Genomic DNA, 16,374 nt, shown 5'->3' on the forward strand with positions numbered 1-16,374 from the left:
ATGAGTGACCTGTGGCGGCGCTGTCTCGAGCGTCTCGAGGGCGAATTGAACGCCGAAGACCTGCATACCTGGCTGATGCCATTGCAGGCGCGCGACGACACCCATGGTTTGCAGCTGTTCGCGCCCAATCCCTACACCTTGGAAACGGTCCGCGAGCGCTATCTGGCCCGCATCGAGACGGTGATCAGCCAACTCACCGGCCATGAACTGACCGTCCGGCTGGAAGTCGGCTCCAGTTCGCCGCGCGCCAATGCCAGCGGCAAGGTCGCGGCGCCCGCAGCGGCGCCGATCAAGTCCGCAGCCGCAGTGGCGGAACCGCCGGCGCCCAGTTTCAACCACAACCTGGATCCGCATTACACCTTCGAAACCTTTGTCGAGGGTAAGTCCAACCAGTTGGGCAAGGCGGCCGCCATGCAGGTGGCGATGAATCCGGGCCGGGCCTACAACCCGTTGCTGCTGTATGGCGGCACCGGCCTGGGTAAGACGCATCTGATGCACGCGGCCGGTAACCTGATGCGCGAGCAGAACCCCGACTTCAAGGTGCTGTACCTGCGTTCGGAGCAGTTCGTCGGCTCGATGATCGAAGCCCTGCGCACCAAGAGCATGGACGAGTTCAAGCGTCGCTTCCGTTCGGTGGATGCGTTGCTGATCGACGACATCCAGTTCTTCGCCGGCAAGGACACCACGCAGGAAGAGTTTTTCCACACCTTCAACGCGCTATTCGAATCCAAGCAGCAAATCATCCTGACCTGCGACCGCTACCCGAAGGAAGTGGACAAGCTGGAGCCTCGCCTGAAGTCCCGCCTGGGTTGGGGCTTGTCGGTGGCGATCGAGCCGCCGGACTTCGAGACGCGTGCGGCGATCCTGTTGTCGAAAGCGCACGACAAGGGCGTAGCGCTGAGCGAGAACGTGGCGATGCTGCTGGCCAAGCGCATCCGCTCCAACGTGCGCGACCTGGAAGGTGCTCTCAATACGCTGGCGGCGCGTGCCAACTTCTACGGCAAGCCCATCACCATCGATTTTGCCGAGGAAACCCTACGCGACCTGCTGGCCACGCATGCCCAGGCGATAACGGTGCCCAACATCCAGAAGATCGTGGCCGACTACTACCAGGTGCGCCTGCAGGATCTGCTCTCCAAGCGCCGTGTGCGTTCGCTGGCGCGCCCGCGCCAGATCGCCATGTCCCTGTCCAAGGAGCTGACCGAGCACAGCCTGCCCGAAATCGGCGATGCGTTTGGCGGTCGCGACCACACCACGGTGCTGCACGCCTGCCGCACGATCAAGAAGTTATGCGAGACCGACACACGGATGCGCCAGGACTGGGAACAACTGATCCGCATCCTCACCGGTTGAACAGGCGCCTGTGCACAAAGCGCTTGAAAAGTACTGTGGCAAGCTGTGGATAATAGGTGGACGATTTGGTCGATTGAGTTATCCACAATCGACCCACAGTCATCCGGCTCTTTGGAACACATGGTGAAAATCGCCTAACAAGATGATTTTCATAGGTTTTTTTGGTTTTAAAAGTTATCCACGCCGCCTACTACCACTACAGAACTTCTTTTAAAAACAGAAAAGCAGGTTTAGGGGAAGCGCAAATATGCAATTCAGCATTCAACGAGAAGCTCTGCTCAAGCCACTGCAGCAGGTTGTAGGCGTCGTAGAACGACGTCAGACGCTGCCTGTTCTCGCCAACCTGCTAGTCAAAGTCGCCGACGGCAAAGTGTCGATGACGGGTACGGATCTGGAAGTGGAAATGATTGCCACCACGACGGCTGAAAAGCTGGTCGACGGTGAAATCACCATTCCAGCGCGCAAGTTTTTCGACATCGTGCGCGCGCTGCCCGATGGCGCTCACATCGAACTGAAGCTCAACGGCGATCGCGTGGCGATGACCGCAGGACGTAGCCGCTTCACCTTGGCTACGCTGCCCGCCACCGAGTTTCCGACCATTGATGACATAGAGCTGGTTGAGCGGGTCTCGCTGCCGGAAGAAGTGCTGCGCGATCTCATGGAACGCACCGCGTTCGCCATGGCCAACCAGGACGTGCGCTATTACTTGAACGGCATGCTGCTGGATCTTCAAGAGCACACGTTGCGCTGCGTCGCTACCGACGGCCATCGACTGGCGCTGAAGGAAACCAAGCTAGAGAGCTCGGTATCCGTGCGTCGCCAGATCATCATTCCGCGCAAGGGTGTGAATGAGCTGGTGGGTCTGCTCGAAACCGGCGAAGGGCAGGTTGAGCTGGAATTCGGGCGCAATCACCTACGTGTGCGCCGTGGTGAGGTGGTGTTTACCTCGAAGTTGATTGACGGTCGCTTCCCGGACTACGAAGCGGTGATTCCGTTGGGCGCCGACAAACACGCCACTTTGGATCGCGAAGTGTTGCGTGGGGCCCTACAGCGCGCGGCGATTCTGTCCAACGAAAAGTACCGCGGCGTAAAGCTGGAATTGTCGCCAGGCAAGCTCCGCATCGTGGCTCACAACCCGGAGCAGGAAGAGGCCGTGGAAGAGGTCGAAGCCGATACGGTGGTTTCGGACCTGGCCGTAGGCTTCAACGTGGGCTATCTGCTCGATGCCCTGGCGGCGCTGCGCGGCGATCGCGCCCGTTTGAACCTGCGTGACGCCCAATCCAGCTGCCTGGTACAGGAAGACGACAATGACCAGGCTCGTCACGTGATTATGCCGCTGCGGCTCTGATGTCGATCGGTCAGCTGTCGAACAAGTCCGATATGCAGTGCAACGCCGGAGCCGTCGAAAGACGCTCCGGCGTTCTTGCGTTGGGAGTCCGCTGACATGTGGCTGGAATCCCTGCGCATTCGTGGTTTGCGCTGCCTGGACGATGTCACGGTGCCGTTGGCGCCTGGCGTTACGGTATTTGCCGGCCCCAATGGGGCCGGCAAGACGAGCTTGCTCGAGGCGGCCTTTTTGCTTTCGCACGCGCGCTCATTTCGGATTGGGGCACGCGAGGCGCTGCTAAAGCGGGATGCCGACGCACTTTCGATCTTTGCCGAGCTGCGCCATGCGGACGGTCGCTCACGACGCGTGGGTCTGGGGCGTCAGGGCGTCCGGTGGGAAGCGCGGATGGACGGCGAAGGCATCACCTTGAGCGAGTTGGTGGGTGAGTGCGCCGTGGTCTGCTTCGAGCCTGGTTCGCACGCCTTGATTGCTGGCGGCGCCGAGGAACGTCGTCGTTACCTCGATTGGGGCGTGTTCCACGTGGAACATGAATTCATTGTGGCGTGGCGGCGCTATCAGCGGGCGCTCAAGCAGCGAAATGCCTTGCTGAGGTCCAGCCAGGTCATTCCAGAGACTCAATTTCTGCCGTGGGAAGCGGAGCTGGCCGCTGCCGCTACCCTGATCGACAGGCAACGCGAGCTTTATCTGGCGGCGCTTCGACCCCATCTCATGGCAAGCATCGAAGGACTCTTGCCCGAACTGGGCCTGGTGGAACTCCGTTACCGCCGCGGCTGGGCAGATGGGTCCGATCTAGCGGACTTGTTGGCCTCCCAGCGGGGTAGGGACGTTGCCAGGGGGCATACCACCCAAGGCTCCCACCGCGCGGATTGGTCCATCGTTTTTGAGCACGCACCGCTACGGGAGCATTTGTCCCGAGGCCAGGAAAAGTTGACTGCGCTGGCCTGTGTTCTGGCCCAGGCGTCGCTTTACGCCGAGAGGCGCGGTGAATGGCCGGTGGTTTGCCTGGATGACCTCGCTTCCGAGCTGGACAAGGCCCATCAGTTGGCCGTGGTTGATCAGCTGCGTGCCGTCGGGGCTCAAGTGCTGGTCACCGGCACCGAGATTCCGGACGCACTCCAGGATGGTCCAAGACAAGTGTTCCACGTGGAACAAGGGCATCTCAGCCCCCTGCTATAATCTGTCGATTGTGTCCCCAGCCCGGCTTTTATGGCGCCGTACCGGGTGGGATTAGGCGCCCCAGGAAACGGTCACCGAATGAACGCATCCTACGATTCGAGCAACATCAAGGTTTTGAAAGGTCTGGAAGCGGTGCGCAAGCGCCCCGGCATGTACATCGGTGATACCGATGACGGCACTGGCCTGCACCACATGGTGTTCGAAGTCGTCGACAACTCGATCGACGAGGCCCTGGCGGGCTATTGCGACCATGTCACGGTCACCATCCTCGATGATGGCTCGGTCAGCGTCACCGACAACGGTCGCGGCATCCCCGTGGACACGCATCCGGAAGAGGGGCGCTCCACCGCCGAAGTGGTCATGACCGTGCTGCATGCGGGCGGCAAGTTCGACGCGAACTCGTACAAAGTGTCCGGCGGCCTCCACGGTGTCGGCGTCTCCGTGGTGAACGCGCTCAGCTCACACCTGTGGCTGACCATTTTCCGCGACGGCAAGGAGTATCAGCAGGAATACGCCCACGGCGAGCCGCTGTACCCGATCAAGTCGGTAGCCGATTCCAGCAAGCGCGGCACTACCGTGCGCTTCCTGCCTAGCACCGGCACGTTCACCAACGTGGAATTCCACTACGACATCCTGGCCAAGCGCCTGCGCGAGCTGGCCTTCCTCAATTCCGGCGTCACTATCGACCTGACGGATGAACGGGGCGAGGGAAGGCATGACCGTTTCGCCTACGAGGGCGGCATCCGGTCCTTCGTACAGCATCTTGCGCAGCTCAAGACGCCGTTGCACCCGAACGTGATCAGCCTCACCGCGAACCAGGACGGCGTCGCGATCGAGCTGGCGATGCAGTGGACCGACTCCTACCAGGAGACGATGTTCTGCTTTACCAACAACATTCCCCAACGTGACGGCGGCACCCATCTCACCGGTTTCCGCGCTGCACTGACGCGCTCGCTGCAAGGCTATATCGAGAAGGCCGGTCTGGCCAAGAACGCCAAGGTCGCGCTGTCCGGCGACGATATGCGCGAGGGCCTGATCGCCGTGCTTTCGGTGAAAGTGGCCGATCCGAAATTCTCCTCGCAAACCAAGGAAAAGCTGGTTTCTTCCGAGGTGAAAACCGCGGTGGAGCAGGCCGTCAACGAAAAGCTGGGCGAATTCCTGCTGGAACACCCGAGCGAAGCCAAGGCGATTTCCTCCAAGGTGGTCGACGCGGCCCGCGCCCGCGAAGCGGCCCGCAAGGCCCGCGAAATGACCCGCCGCAAGGGTGCGTTGGATATTGCCGGCCTGCCGGGCAAGCTGGCCGACTGCCAGGAAAAGGATCCGGCGCTGTGCGAACTGTTCCTGGTCGAGGGTGACTCCGCCGGTGGTTCGGCCAAGCAGGGCCGCAACCGCAAAACCCAGGCCGTGCTGCCGTTGAAGGGCAAGATCCTCAACGTGGAGAAGGCCCGTTTCGACAAGATGCTGGCCTCCGCCGAAGTCGGTACGCTGATCACCGCGCTGGGCACGGGCATCGGCAAGGAGGAGTACAACCCGGACAAGTTGCGCTACCACCACATAATCATCATGACCGACGCGGACGTGGACGGCTCGCACATCCGCACCCTGTTGCTGACCTTCTTCTACCGCCAGATGCCCGAGTTGATCGAGCGTGGCCACGTGTATATCGGCTTGCCGCCGCTGTACAAGATCAAGCAAGGCAAGCAGGAGATGTACCTGAAGGATGACGCCGCGCTCAACGCCTACCTGGTCTCCAGCGCGGTCGACGGTGCCGAACTCACCTACAGCGCTGACGTCCCATCCATCTCGGGCGAAGCACTCGACAAGCTGCTGCGCGACTACCAGACAGCCCTCGATCAGATCGAGCGACTAGGACATCGTTTCGACGCCACCATGCTCAGGGCGTTGCTCGAGCACGCACCGATCGAGCCGGCATTGTGGACGGATGCCACCGCCATGCAGGGTTGGCTGGCTGGCGTTGAATTACGCCTCGCCGCCAGTGGCCTCGGCAAGCCGCGCTATCGGCTCGCCCTGCGTCCTGCGCTCGAAGACCATCCGGCTGCCGTCGAAGTGATTCGCGACCAGCATGGCTTGAGCCATACCTGGTTGCTGCCGCAGACGTTCTTCGCCAGCGCCGAGTTTCGGCCGCTCCTGCACGCCAGCCAGCAACTTGCCGGTCTGGTGCAGAACGACGCCGTGGTTCGTCGCGGCAATGCTTCCCGCGGCGTGGTGAGTTTCGCCGAGGCGCGCAACTGGTTGCTGGAAGAGGGCAAGAAGGGGCGTGCCATCCAGCGCTTCAAGGGCCTGGGTGAAATGAATCCGGAACAGCTGTGGGAAACCACGGTCAATCCGGAAACGCGCCGCATGCTGCAGGTAGGTATCGAGGATGCGTTCGCGGCCGACCAGATGTTCTCCATGCTGATGGGCGAAGCGGTTGAACCTCGTCGCGAGTTCATCGAAGCCAACGCGCTGAAGGTTGCCAACCTGGATATCTGAACCGACGGTCGGTGGTCGCGTAGCCCCCGGGGCTGCGCGGCGACCGGCCGTTTCTTTCGACGGCGTGTACTAATGCGTTAGTACACTAGACTAAAGTCGAATACGGCGCCGCCGATAGCGGGTTTCCAGGCCAAAAAGTCATGCGCGGCATGGCTTCCGCAGGCGGAAATCACATCCAGACCGTAGCGTATGGCTCAACTTATTGATTTTTAACAATCTTTGTTGTGGCGCTGCGACTTGTTATCTGCTGCCGAGTCAGGTTACGCTCAGCGATCCCCCGCGCCATTGGCGCGTGAACACCTACACTGAGGACTGCTATGAAGCGTGTGACCCTGTTCAAGATGCTCGCCAGTACGGCGCTTGCGCTGGCCGTCGTGAGCAGCCCGGTCATCGCCCGTGACAACAGCCCTGCCAAAGACAAGAAGGAAGCGCTGTACCCGAACGCCACTCGCGCCGAGCCGAAGCTGGACCTCACCAGCGAGAAAGATCAGAAGGCCATCAACGAAGGCCTGGACGCGGTCAACAACCAGGACAAGGACCAGGCCGAGAAGCTGCTGCAGCCGATCGTCGACGGCAGCAAGAGCAAGTACGCCCAGGCGCTCGCGCTGCAGGGCCTGGCCAACGTGCACTACCAGGACGGCGACATCAAAGGCGCCATCGAGCTGCTGAAGCGCGCGCTCGACAACGGTGTGATGCCGAACGACACCTACTTCCAGCTCCAGTACATGCTTGCCCAGTTCTACCTGGCCAGTGAGCAGTACCAGCTCGCGCTGGACACGATCACCAAGTGGCGCGCCGACGGTCACAAGGAAACGGCCGAATCGTATGCGCTCGAGGGCAACGCCTATTACCGCCTCGAGAAGTACCCGGAAGCGATCGCCGCCATCAAGAAGGCTCAGTCGCTGACCGACAAGCCCAATGACAGCTGGAACCAGCTGCTGCTGGCCGCGTATTCGGAATCGGGTCAGACCGACCAGGCCGCCGAGATCGCGCAGAAGCAGATCGCCGCCAACCCGAATGACCCGGCCGCGATGAACAACGCCGTCGCGCTGCTGATGCAGTCGCAGAAGTACCCGGAAGCCATCGCGCTGATGGAGAAGGGCAAGGCCGCCGGCGCGTTCAAGGACGAAAAGCAGTACACCAACCTGGCCAAGCTGTACCTGATGACCGGCCAGCAGAGCGGCGACCAGAAGGGCCCTGCGACCAAGGCTGTGGCAACGCTCGAGGAAGGCATGAGCAAGGGCGTGGTCACGTCCAGCGCGGATAACTACACGCTGCTGGGTACGGCCGCCTATATGGCCGAGGACAACAGCAAGGCGCTCGCCTCGTACCAGAAGGCGATTCCGCTGGCCAAAGACGGCGAAGCGAACATCCGCGCCGGCCAGCTGCTGCTCGAGAGCAACAAGTTCACCGAGGCGAAGAGCCTCATCCAACAGGGCATCGACAAAGGCGTGCAGCACAAGGGCACCGCCTATATGTTGCTGGCCGAAGCGAACCGTGGCTTGAAGGACAAGCCCGGTACGATCGCAGCCATGGAGAAGGCAGCACAGGATCCCGAAACCTCCACCAAGGCCAAGGCCTGGCTGAAGGCTCAGGGAGCTAGCAAGTAAGGCGTGGCGGTATGGCGCTTGCGGGGCAGATGGACGTCTATATCAATGCCTCACAAGATCTATACAAAAGCCATGTGCTGTTGTACCGTTGAAATCTTTCCGTGCTCGCGTCCAGTGGCATTGTCATCCGGTTTTGGATCGATATTGCCGCTAGGAGCCGTGACCACGTCTCACCGATCAATTAGCTTCAGATAGTGACAGATGGCCTCAAGTAACGAAGCAACCGGCTCCGTGCCGTTCAATTGGAGGCGTACCTGGGCGCTGGCAGTTGCCATCGCGCTGCATGCGTTCGCGTTCCTGTTGCTGGTGGCGCCCATGGCCCCACCGAAGCAGGCGCAGAAGGAAAAAGAACGCACTGTCCAGGTGAACTTTATCGAGCCCCCGCCGCCGCCGCCGCCCCCGCCGCCGCCGCCGCCGGAGCCGCCGAAGCAGCCTCCGCCGAAAATCATCAGCCAGGTGAAGCCGCCGCCGACGCCGCCGCCTCCGACACCGCCGCCGGCAGTGGAAGAAGCGTCGAACAATGCGCGACCGTCGGCTCCGCCCGCTCCGCCTGCTCCGCCAGCTCCTCCGGCGGACATCACGGCCAGTCAGGACATCAGCTATAACAGCCGTATTCAGCCCAAGTATCCGCCGCAGGCTATTCGCCAGCGTCACGAGGGCACTGTTACGCTGATGATCCTGGTGGATGTGGACGGAACGCCTAAGGACATCAAGGTGGAATCGTCCAGCGGTTATCGCGAGCTGGATCAGGCCGCGATTGAAACGGCACGCAAGTGGCGCTTCAATCCGAACATCAGGAACGGGCAAAAGACGGAAGGTTACGTCCGTGTTCCGATCAACTTTAATCTCAATACGCTGTAACTTCGGTTACGGTTAATCAGTTCACGCTTGACTTTCCAAGGGTAGCGTTATGTTCCAGCAGACTCCTTCTCCGACCCCGGGCGCGGGTGGCACCACCAACGCCGAAGCCATGAAGTCGATGGGCTTCGACCACCTTATCCACAACTTTGACTTCCTTGGCTGGATCGTCTTCGTTGTGCTGACGGTGATGTCGTTCGCCTCTTGGTACTTCATCATCGCCAACGCGATCCGCAACGCCATGGTTCGCGGCCGCGCTGACAAAGTCATCAGCGGCTTCTGGGCCAATGGCTCGACCCAGGACGCCATCCGTGAGCTGGAAGCTCAGCCCAAGGGCGAACCGTTCTCAAAGATCGCCCTGGACGCCGCCTCTGCGGTCGCCCACCACCAGCAGGCTTCGACCGGCACCGGCCGTCTGGCCGAATCGCTGAGCCGCTCGGAGTTCATCGACCGCGCCCTGCGTCAGGCCGTGGCTCGCGAGAGCCTGCGTCTGGAAGGCGGCTTGACCCTGCTCGCCACGGTCGGTTCCTCGGCACCGTTCATCGGTCTGCTGGGTACCGTGTGGGGCATCTACCACGCCCTGATCTCGATCTCGGCTACCGGTAACGCCTCGATGGAAGCGGTGGCAGGTCCTGTGGGTGAAGCGCTGATCATGACCGCGTTCGGTCTGTTCACCGCCATCCCGGCCGTGCTCGCCTACAACTTCTTCAACCGCTCCAACCGCCTGACCTACGCTCAGTTCGACGAGTTCGCGCACGACCTGCACGACTTCTTCGCCACCGGCGCACGCGTCGAAGGCAAGTGAGGAACTGACCCATGGCAATGACCACTGGAGGCAATGCCGGCGGTCCGATGTCGGAGATCAACGTCACGCCACTCGTTGACGTGATGCTGGTGCTGCTGATCATCTTCATGATCACGGCTCCGCTGATGTCCCATCGAATCACGGTCGCGCTGCCGACTGCCAATCCGAAAGTAGCGACGGATACGGAGCAGGTGCCACCGTTGGACTTGGCCGTGAAGCCGGATGGCTCGATGTATCTCAATGACGTTGAAGTCAATGAGCTAGAGCTAAAGCAGCGCTTTGTGTCTGCGGCGGGTGGTTCGCCGCAGCCGGAATTGCAGATTCGAGCGGATAAGACCACGGAATATAAGCTTGTGAAGAAGGTCCTGGCCGACGCCAAGGAAGCGGGCATGGTCCATGTCGGTTTCATCACGACCGGCAAGGAGTAACAGTCATGGCATTCAGTTCTGGAAGTGGTAAGGGCCCGATGGCTGACATCAACGTCACGCCGCTGGTCGACGTGATGTTGGTGCTGCTGATCATTTTCATGATCACGGCGCCAATGCTTACCCATAAGGTGAAGATCGATCTTCCGCAGCCGAACCCGAACGTGGTTCAGCCGGAAAATCCGCCGGATCCGATCCGTTTGAAGATCGACCAGTCGGGTGCGTTGTACTGGAACGATACGCCGGTTGACGAGCTGGGCCTCAAGGCGCAGATCGCGGTGATCGCTTCGCAGAGCAACCAGCCTGAGCTGCAGATCAATGCGGATGATGGCGTGGCATACGAGCATGTAGCCCGCGTGTTGTCTGACGCGAAAAGCTACGGCTTGACCAAGATTGGTTTTACCGAAGGTCAGTGATTCCGGCAGGAATCACCGTAACACTACCCGGAGAACCCCCGCCTTGTGCGGGGGTTTTCTTTTGGGTTGATGCCTGTAGCGCTGATCGCTATTTGGACGTCTAGACGCCCGCAGTCTGTGGCGCGCTCAGCGCAGTATCTGCAGATACTTTCGCACGGTGGTCGTCAGCCCTTCGTACAGTGCCTCGCCTATCAGCGCGTGTCCGATGGAGACTTCGGCAAGACCAGGAATGGCGGCCTTGAACGTACCCAGATTCGCCTGGCTCAGATCGTGGCCGGCGTTCACGGCAAGTCCGGCATGTTGTGCGCGGCGGGCGGTGTCGGCGCAACGCTCGAGCTCTTCTTGAACCTGGCCCCCGGCAAAAGCGTGCGCGTAAGGACCGGTGTAGATCTCCACGCGTTGCACGCCAATGGCGACGGCCGCTTCGAAGCCGCTGGCGCCGGCGTCGATGAACAGACTCACGCGGCAACCGATATCGCGCAGCTCGGCGACGATCGGGCGCAGCGTCTCGATATCCCGTTCGAGCTCGAAACCATGGTCGGAGGTGATCTGCCCGTCGCTGTCGGGCACCAGGGTGACCTGGGTAGGACGCACCTCGCGAGCGAGGGCGATCAATCCCGGATAGCTGCCACGGGCGCCGGCAAACGGATTGCCTTCGATGTTGTACTCGACGCGGCCGCGAAGCATGCCGGCGAGACTGCGAACATCCTCGGGCCGTACATGACGCTGGTCCGGTCGCGGGTGCACGGTGATGCCGCCGCAGCCTGCATCAATGCAAGTATGCGCGGCGCGCGTGATATCGGGTTCGGTGTCGCCGCGCGAATTGCGCAGCACGGCGATCTTGTTGAGGTTGACGCTAAGCAGGGTCATGGAAGAGACGGTACTTATGGACAGGCCGAGCGAGGGACCACGTTGTCGGCGGGTTGCAAACAGTGCGCCGATCAGCGTGTATCGGCAAGTGTCCACAGCCTGATGCGCCGCGGCTCACCCTGCCACGCGAGTGAGCCGACGTGCTGATGGTCGAGCGCGAGCCGGTGCAACTGCCATTGACCGGCATCGTGGCCTTCAAGGCGCCCCAGCACGGGCGCTTCCGGCAAACCGCCGATGCTTAGCCGGTGCAGGCCAAAGGCCAGGCCACGGCCGAGCGCTTTCAGCACAGCTTCCTTGGCCGTCCATAGTTCAAGGAAGGCTCGGTCGCGTAGCGCGTCGGGCAGGGCTTCCAGGCCAGCCGCCTCCTCCGGACTGAAATAGCGTCGCGCGATAGGCAAGGCGCGCGGATGCGCGCGAAGGCGCTCCAGGTCTACACCTGGAACAATGCCCCTGGCGATCGCTATCAGAGCCTGGTCGTGGCTGTGCGACCAATTGAAGGCGAAAGCGCCGTCATGAAGCGCGGGGGCAAGGAGCGGCCGGCCGTGGGTGGATTCCTCCAGCTCAATGGCTGCCGCCGGAACCCCCAGATAAGCGCCCAGCATGGCAAGCAGCGGCGCCCGCCCCTGATGGTGGTCGTAGGCTAGCCGCCACACGTGTATCTCGTCATCACCCAGCCGCTCTGCTACTTTCGTCGGCGTCTGGCTGTCCGTCGTCATCATTCGTCCATGGTGCCGGGTGTGTGGTGGCACTTACAAGCGCGTCGCCGCCTGCTGTCGCCACGTGCCAAGGCCCATCCTCATGACAGGGATGCCTACATCACGGAGTACCGCGCTTGATCGCCGGCTGGATATTGCTACTGGTTTCGCTGCTCTATGTCGGCCTGCTCTTCGTGGTGGCCTACGTGGGAGACCGGCGGCCGCTGTATCCCCGCCAGCCGCGTTTGCGGCCCTTGGTATACAGCCTCGCGCTCGCCGTGTACTGCTCCTCGTGGACGTTCTATGGTGCGGTCGGTACGGCAGCGCGCGAGGGCCTGAATTATCTGCCGATCTACCTCGGCCCGATCCTGCTGTTCGTGTTTGGCTTCGGTTTGCTGCGCCGCCTGGTGCTGGTGGCACGCCAGCGCAATATCACCTCGATTGCCGACTTCATTGGCGCGCGTTTTGGCAAGTCGCACGGCCTGGCCGCCCTCGTCGCCACCATCGCCGTGATCGCCGTGGTGCCTTACCTCGCGCTGCAGTTCAAGGCGGTAGCGATGTCGTATGCCGTGCTTGGCGGATCGGGCGCGCCACAGTTCGGCGATAGCGCGCTGTGGTGCGCGATCCTGCTGGCGACCTTTGCGATCCTGTTCGGCACGCGCACCATCGATGCCACCGAACATCATCACGGCATGATGCTGGCGATCGCGGTCGAATCGCTGATCAAGCTGCTCGTCTTTATCGCGTTGGCCTGTTATGCGCTGTGGCGCGGCCCTGGGCTGCATGCCACGATCCAGCTGCCACTGCAGCAATTTTCCCAGGGCGTGTCACCGGGTTTTCTTGCCCAGACGCTATTGGCGTTCTGCGCCATGTTCTGTCTCCCCCGCCAGTTCCAGATTGGCGTAGTGGAATGCGAAGACCCGCGCGATCTGACCCGGGCACGCTGGTTGTTTCCGATCTATATGACGATCGTCTGCCTGGCGGTAGTGCCCATCGTTGCCGCAGGCCTGCATCTGCCCCAGGTGCGGACGGGACTGGAAGATGCCTGGGTGCTGAACCTGCCGATCGCGCACGGTGACCGTGGCATGGCGCTGCTGGCTTTCGTAGGTGGATTCTCGGCGGCGACCGGCATGGTCATCGTCTCGTGCGTGGCACTGTCCACCATGATCAGCAACGACCTGATCATGCCGATGTTGCTGCGCATTCATCGCTTCAAGCTCGAACAGCGTGCGGATCTGTCGCAGCTTGTACTCCTCGTGCGGCGCATCGCGATCATCGCGTTGGCGGCCATGGCGTACGTGTATTACCGGGTGGTGGCCGATACGGCGAATCTTGCCGCTACCGGTCTGTTGGCGTTTGCGGCGGTGGCGCAATTCGCGCCGGCGATTGTGGCGGCGTTGTATTGGCGTAGCGCGAGTCGCAAAGGCGTGGCGGTGGGCCTCGCCGCTGGCTTCTTGGTGTGGGTCTACACCTTGCTGATGCCAGCGATGGGGCACCGGGCGCCGTGGCTGGAGACGGGCCCGTTGGGACTCAGCTGGTTGCAGCCGCAGGCCTTGTTCCACCTGAGCGGTTGGGACCCGGTGATGCACGGCACGTTCTGGTCGCTGCTGGTGAACGTGGCCTGCCTGATCTTTGTCTCGCTGCGTTTCCGCCCAAGCCTGGAAGAGCGCCTGCATGCGGCGATGTTTGTCGATCCCTACGCCATCGATAGCCGTGGCGCGGGCGATTGGCGCGGCCGCGTGGCGGTCGGCGACCTGCGTACGATCGCCGAGCGTATTGTCGGCGAGCGCAGCAGCCAGCGTGCCTTTGAGGAATACGCGGAGCGGCGCGGCCGTCCGTTGCAAGCGGGCGAAGCCGCAGATCGCGCGCTGATCCAGTACACCGAACGCCTGCTGGCATCGGCCGTCGGTGCGGCAAGCGCACGTCGCATCCTGATGGGTGCGTTGTCCGGCTCGGGCCTGGATATCGCCGAGGCGATGGCGTTGATGGACGAAGCATCGCAAGAGCTTCGCTTCAATCGTGAGTTGCTCTCCACCACCTTGGAAAACGTGTCCCAAGGCATCAGCGTGGTCGATGCCGGCATGCGCCTGGTCGCGTGGAATCGCCGTTATCTGGAAATGTTCGATTATCCCGATGGCATGGTCTACGTCGGCGTGCCGGTGGCCGACATGATCCACTGGAACGCCGAGCATGGCGAATGCGGTCCCGGTGAAGTCGAAGCGCATGTCGCCAAACGTATCGGCCATATGCACGCCGGCTCGCCGCATCTGTTCCAGCGTGTTCGTCCGGACGGCACCGTGATCGAGATGCGCGGCCGCGCGCTGCCCGGCGGTGGCTACGTCACGACCTATACCGATGTCACCGCTTACAAACATGCGGAGCAGGCGCTGATCGAAGCGAATGAAACGCTGGAGCAACGCGTCGAACAACGCACCGCGGAGCTGAGCGAGGCGCTTTCCGCCACGGCCCACGCACGCCGTGAGGCGGAAACCGCCAACGCCTCGAAGACGCGCTTTCTCGCCGCGGCGAGCCACGATCTGCTGCAACCTCTCAACGCCGCGCGATTGTTCACCTCGGCCCTGCGTCAGCATCCCGGCCTCGATGCCGAGGCCGGACAACTGGCCGAGCGCATTGACGCATCGTTTCGCGCCGCCGAGGATCTGCTCGATGCGTTGCTGGACACCTCGCGTCTCGATGCGGGCAGTTATCGCGCTGACATTGGCAACTTCGCGCTGGCCGACCTGTTTGACTCGCTGAAAGAACAGTTTGCCGTTGTCGCGGAACAGCGCGGTTTGCGGCTACGCGTGGCGCCGACGCGCCTGGCTGTGCGCAGCGATTCGCAACTGCTGCGTCGCGTCCTGCAAAACTTCATTTCCAACGCACTGCGCTATACGCATGAAGGAGGCGTTCTGCTCGGCGCCCGTCGTATGGGTCACGAGGTTCGCATCGAGGTCTGGGATACCGGTCCGGGCATTGCGCCGGGGCAACGCGCGCGGATTTTCGGTGAGTTCCAGCGACTGGATCGACCCTCGCCTTGGGGCGAAAAAGGCCTGGGCCTGGGTTTGTCGATCTGCGACCGCATCGCTGGCATTCTCGATCATCGGCTCGAGCTGGATTCGCGTGAGGGTAAAGGCAGTCGCTTCGCCGTGCGCGTGCCGCGCGTGGAGGCATTCGTGCCACGACGTCGCACGGTCGCGTACCAGGTATCCAGCGAACAATTGCCGTTGACCGTGCTGTGCCTGGACAACGACGCTTCGATTCTCGATGGCATGCGCGCGCTGCTGCAGCGCTGGGGAGTCGACTGCCGTACGGCGCTCGACGTGGCGCAGGCGGAACAGGAATTGCGACGTGGCCGCATCGATCTGATACTCGCCGACTACCATCTGAGCGACGACATGGATGGCCTGCAGGCGCTACAGCATCTGCAGGCCACGATCGGCGAACTGCCGCCGGTGGCGATGATTACGGCGGATGGCAGCAGCGAGCTGAAGCAACGCGCTCGCGTGCTTGGTTATCCGCTGCTGCACAAGCCCGTGCGTCCCGCCGCGCTGCGCGCGCTGCTGAGCGCCCTGGTGCGCCGGCAGACGCCGGCCTGACGGGCGGAACCCGTTCAACAGCTTCGCGTGGACCGCGCCTGGAACGCCTAGCTTTCCTCTTCCTCGGGCATGGGCGGCATGGTCTCCTGGTCCAGAGCGAGATGACTGGCGGCCAGGGCGACCTGGGTGCGGTTGTTGACGCCCAGTTTGCGCATGATGGCGGTCATGTGCGCTTTGACCGTGGCCTCGGAAACGCCCAGGTCGTAAGCGATCTGCTTGTTGAGCAAGCCTTCGGCGATCATCGTGAGCACGCGAAATTGCTGCGGTGTCAGGGTGGCGACGCGCGCGGCTACCGCCGCTTCGTCGGGTTTCAATTCCGCACCACCGGCGAGGAGCTGATGCGGCAACCAGACATCGCCATCGAGCACTTTACGGATGGCGGTGATGATGTCCTCACCTGGTGTGGACTTGGGGATATAGGCCGATGCGCCGTGGGCCACCGCGCGTCGCGCCACCGAAGCGTCCTCGTGCCCGGATACCACGATGGTCGGTAGGCCAGGAAACTGCCCGCGAATGTGCACCAGCGCGGAATAACCGCGCGCGCCAGGCATATGCAGATCCAGCAAGAGCAGTTCAGCGTCAGGGTATTGGTCGATCAGGCCGAGCAGGTTGTACACACTGTCGGCGCTATGCACCCGCGCGTCAGGCACCGCGGCAAGCACGGCGCGTTGCAGTGCGTCGCGGAACAGCGGATGGTCGTCGGCGATCAGTACGTCAGGCATGACATAT

Annotated in this window: 13 protein-coding genes; 10 read left to right on the forward strand and 3 right to left on the reverse strand. The window is 62.1% G+C overall.

From position 1 onward, the window contains the following. The 9 genes from dnaA to ACT01B_RS00045 all read left to right on the forward strand — a co-directional run bounded on the left by dnaA (nt 1) and on the right by ACT01B_RS00045 (nt 10,484). The gene (dnaA, locus tag ACT01B_RS00005; protein ID WP_445145360.1) at nt 1–1,353 is read left to right on the forward strand and encodes a chromosomal replication initiator protein DnaA; all 1,353 of its coding nucleotides are present in this window, start codon (nt 1–3) and stop codon (nt 1,351–1,353) included. Nucleotides 1,354–1,600: 247 nt separating this feature from the next. Next, on the forward strand, nt 1,601–2,701 hold the full coding sequence (dnaN, locus tag ACT01B_RS00010) for a DNA polymerase III subunit beta (RefSeq protein WP_445145361.1): 1,101 nt from the start codon (nt 1,601–1,603) through the stop codon (nt 2,699–2,701). 96 nt (nt 2,702–2,797) lie between these two features. Continuing rightward, nucleotides 2,798–3,877 carry a DNA replication/repair protein RecF gene (recF, locus tag ACT01B_RS00015; RefSeq protein WP_445145362.1) on the forward strand — a complete coding sequence of 360 codons (1,080 nt, stop codon included), beginning with the start codon at nt 2,798–2,800 and terminating at the stop codon, nt 3,875–3,877. 78 nt (nt 3,878–3,955) lie between these two features. Then, a complete protein-coding gene (gene gyrB / locus ACT01B_RS00020) occupies nt 3,956–6,370 on the forward strand; it encodes a DNA topoisomerase (ATP-hydrolyzing) subunit B (RefSeq protein WP_445145363.1) in 2,415 nt (804 codons plus the stop codon). Nucleotides 6,371–6,687: 317 nt separating this feature from the next. Next, nucleotides 6,688–7,980 (forward strand): tetratricopeptide repeat protein, encoded by a 1,293-nt coding sequence (locus ACT01B_RS00025; RefSeq protein ID WP_445145364.1) that lies wholly within the window; start codon nt 6,688–6,690, stop codon nt 7,978–7,980. Nucleotides 7,981–8,181: 201 nt separating this feature from the next. Then, nucleotides 8,182–8,841 (forward strand): energy transducer TonB, encoded by a 660-nt coding sequence (locus ACT01B_RS00030; protein ID WP_445145365.1) that lies wholly within the window; start codon nt 8,182–8,184, stop codon nt 8,839–8,841. Nucleotides 8,842–8,890: 49 nt separating this feature from the next. Further along, nucleotides 8,891–9,643: a MotA/TolQ/ExbB proton channel family protein gene (locus tag ACT01B_RS00035; RefSeq protein ID WP_445145366.1), complete on the forward strand. Its 753-nt coding sequence runs from the start codon at nt 8,891–8,893 to the stop codon at nt 9,641–9,643. 11 nt (nt 9,644–9,654) lie between these two features. Next, entirely contained in the window at nt 9,655–10,071 is a 417-nt protein-coding gene (locus tag ACT01B_RS00040; protein WP_445145367.1) for an ExbD/TolR family protein, read from the forward strand. A 5-nt stretch (nt 10,072–10,076) separates the two neighbouring features. Next, complete coding sequence (locus ACT01B_RS00045; RefSeq protein WP_445145368.1) at nt 10,077–10,484, forward strand: ExbD/TolR family protein; 408 nt, start codon at nt 10,077–10,079, stop codon at nt 10,482–10,484. Nucleotides 10,485–10,610: 126 nt separating this feature from the next. On the opposite strand, the gene ACT01B_RS00050 is transcribed toward ACT01B_RS00045, so the two are convergent. Further along, nucleotides 10,611–11,354 carry a pyridoxine 5'-phosphate synthase gene (locus tag ACT01B_RS00050; protein WP_445145369.1) on the reverse strand — a complete coding sequence of 248 codons (744 nt, stop codon included), beginning with the start codon at nt 11,352–11,354 and terminating at the stop codon, nt 10,611–10,613. 71 nt (nt 11,355–11,425) lie between these two features. After that, a complete protein-coding gene (locus tag ACT01B_RS00055) occupies nt 11,426–12,073 on the reverse strand; it encodes a 4'-phosphopantetheinyl transferase family protein (protein WP_445145370.1) in 648 nt (215 codons plus the stop codon). A 113-nt stretch (nt 12,074–12,186) separates the two neighbouring features. On the opposite strand from ACT01B_RS00055, the gene ACT01B_RS00060 reads away from it, so the two are divergent. Beyond that, the gene (locus tag ACT01B_RS00060; protein WP_445145371.1) at nt 12,187–15,645 is read left to right on the forward strand and encodes a hybrid sensor histidine kinase/response regulator; all 3,459 of its coding nucleotides are present in this window, start codon (nt 12,187–12,189) and stop codon (nt 15,643–15,645) included. Between the two features lie 47 nt (nt 15,646–15,692). On the opposite strand, the gene ACT01B_RS00065 is transcribed toward ACT01B_RS00060, so the two are convergent. Beyond that, entirely contained in the window at nt 15,693–16,367 is a 675-nt protein-coding gene (locus ACT01B_RS00065; RefSeq protein WP_445147548.1) for a response regulator transcription factor, read from the reverse strand. Nucleotides 16,368–16,374 lie beyond the last annotated feature (7 nt).

The organism is Dyella sp. Tek66A03 (assembly GCF_052567735.1).